Source organism: Micromonospora sp. NPDC049580 (assembly GCF_040675595.1).
Classification (GTDB): domain Bacteria; phylum Actinomycetota; class Actinomycetes; order Mycobacteriales; family Micromonosporaceae; genus Micromonospora.
Genome location: NZ_JBFAPG010000711.1, coordinates 1 through 2,215, shown reverse-complemented (window position 1 = coordinate 2,215; position 2,215 = coordinate 1). Strand labels below are relative to the sequence as shown.

Genomic DNA, 2,215 nt, shown 5'->3' with positions numbered 1-2,215 from the left:
CCACCGTGAAGCCCACCCTGGACCTGCAACTGCCCGACGGCAGCCGACTGGCCGCGGTGTTCCTGGTCAGCCACCGGACGTGCGCCGGCTGTGGAGACGGCCAGCGCGCCCAGGTCGGTGGCGCGGCTCAGTGCCGCGGTCGGGCTGGCACCGGCGAGCCACGCGGTGAGCAGACCGGCCGCGAAGGCGTCGCCCGCGCCCGTGACGTCCACCACCGCCACCCGGCGGGCCGGAGCCGTGCAGACCGGCGTCGTGCGGTCGACCCACACCGCTCCCGCCGCGCCACGTTTGACCACCACCCGCCGAGCCGTCGCCGACAGCGCGCGCCCCTGTGCCGCCGGGTCCAGCCCGCCGGCCAGCACCGTGGCCTCGTCCGCGTTGACCAGCAGCAGGTCGACGTCGCGTACCCAACCCAGGAAGGTCCGCGCGCCGACCCGCCGCAGCGGCGCCGCGGACGCCGCGTCGACGCTTGTGGTGAGCCCGCGCTCGCGGGCGGCGGCCAGCGCCCGCAACCCCGCGCCGCGCGACCCGGCGTCCAACAGGGTGTACGCGGACAGGTGCAGATGCCCCGCGTCGGGCACTGCCGCGAGGGCCTTCTCCACGTGCTCGGCGCTCAACGCGAGGTTCGCGCCCCGCGACGTGACCATGGTCCGCTCGCCGTCGGCGGCCAGCACGATCACCGTGCCGGTCGGGGCGTCCAGCACCCGCTCGACCGCGCAGTCCACGCCCGCGTGGTCCAGCTCGGCCATCCGGTCGCGCCCGGCGTCGTCGTCGCCGACCGCGCCGACGAGCGTGACGGCCACCCCCTGCGCGGCGATCCAGGCGGCGGTGTTGGCCGCCTGCCCGCCGCCGCCGAAACTGATCTCGGCCCCGGTGTCCGAACCGGCCGCGAGCGGCCCGGACAGCACCGCCACCACGTCGGTGATCACGTCCCCGACGACGACCACGCGGGCCGGACGGGTCATGCCGGGACGGCGGAGGTGCGGGCGACCGCGGCGACCGCGATGCGCGCGGCCAGATCGGCGTTGCGCAGGATGATCCGGACGTTCACCGCCAGGCTCGCGCCCTCGGTGGCCGAGTGGAAGTGCGCCAGCAGGTACGGCGTGACGGCCTTGCCGGTCACCCCGTCCCGCTCCAGCAGGGCCAGGCCCTCGGCGAGGGTCCGGTCGTGCAGCTCCGGGTCGAGCTGCTCGTCGACCGGCAGCGGGTTGGCGACGAGCAGACCCCCGAGGTGCACGGCGTGCCCGTCCCGGGCGGCCAGCACGGCGGCGACCTGCTCCGGCGAGTCCACCGACCAGTCCAGGTCGAAGCCCGCGTCGGTGAGATAGAAGCCGGGGAACCGGCGGGTGCGGTAGCCGATGACGGCGACCCCGAGGGTCTCCAGGCGTTCCAGCGTCGCGCCCACGTCGAGGATCGACTTGACCCCGGCGCAGACCACAGTGATCGGGGTCTGGGCCAGGGTGACCAGGTCGGCCGACTCGTCGAAGGTGTGCGCCGCCTCCCGGTGCACCCCGCCCAGGCCGCCGGTCGCGAACACGCCGATCCCGGCGGCGGCGGCCACCGCGCTGGTCGCCGCGACGGTGGTGGCGCCGTCCGCGCCGGTCGCCGCCGCCACGGCCAGGTCGCGGACGGAGAGCTTCGTCACGCCATCGACGGTGGCCAGCCGGGTCAGCTGCGCGTCGTCCAGGCCGACCACCAGCTCGCCACCGATCATGCCGATCGTCGCCGGCACCGCCCCGGCGTCCCGGACCGCCTGTTCGATCTCCCGAGCCACCCGCAGGTTCTGCGGACGGGGCAGGCCGTGCGAGACGATGGTGCTCTCCAGGGCGACGACGGGCCGGCCGTCGCGCAGGGCAACGGCCACCTCGGTGCCGTAGCTGATGCGAAAGTCAGTCACACCGGCACGGTACGGGGTGGGACCCCGACCGGGCTCAAGTGGACCCGGCCGTGATGACCTGCCAAACTTGACGGTTGGAGGTGCAGACGTGAGCACAGAGGTTCTCGAGCGTCCGGAACTGAAGGACGCCGACACCGGTCCCGAGATGTTCCATTACGTCCGCAAGGAGAAGATAGCCGAGAGTGCCGTCATGGGCACCTTCGTCGTCGCGCTCTGCGGGGAGACCTTCCCGGTCACCAAGGCGGCCAAGCCGGGCTCGCCGGTCTGCCCCAAGTGCAAGGAGATCTACGACTCGTACCGCGAGTGAACCCCGGCCGG

Annotated in this window: 2 protein-coding genes and 1 pseudogene; 1 reads left to right on the top strand and 2 read right to left on the bottom strand. The window is 74.2% G+C overall.

The genetic code is table 11. The annotated features are described in order from the left end of the window. Positions 1 to 68 precede the first annotated feature (68 nt). A pseudogene (locus AB0J68_RS31285) lies at positions 69 to 965 on the bottom strand (carbohydrate kinase family protein); the annotation flags it as partial. Further along, entirely contained in the window at positions 962 to 1,897 is a 936-nt protein-coding gene (locus AB0J68_RS31280; RefSeq protein WP_355133596.1) for a pseudouridine-5'-phosphate glycosidase, read from the bottom strand. The pseudogene AB0J68_RS31285 and the gene AB0J68_RS31280, both read right to left, overlap by 4 nt. Positions 1,898 to 1,985: 88 nt before the next feature. On the opposite strand from AB0J68_RS31280, the gene AB0J68_RS31275 reads away from it, so the two are divergent. Continuing rightward, a complete protein-coding gene (locus AB0J68_RS31275; RefSeq protein ID WP_007456912.1) occupies positions 1,986 to 2,204 on the top strand; it encodes a DUF3039 domain-containing protein in 219 nt (72 codons plus the stop codon). The last annotated feature ends 11 nt before the right edge of the window (positions 2,205 to 2,215 follow it).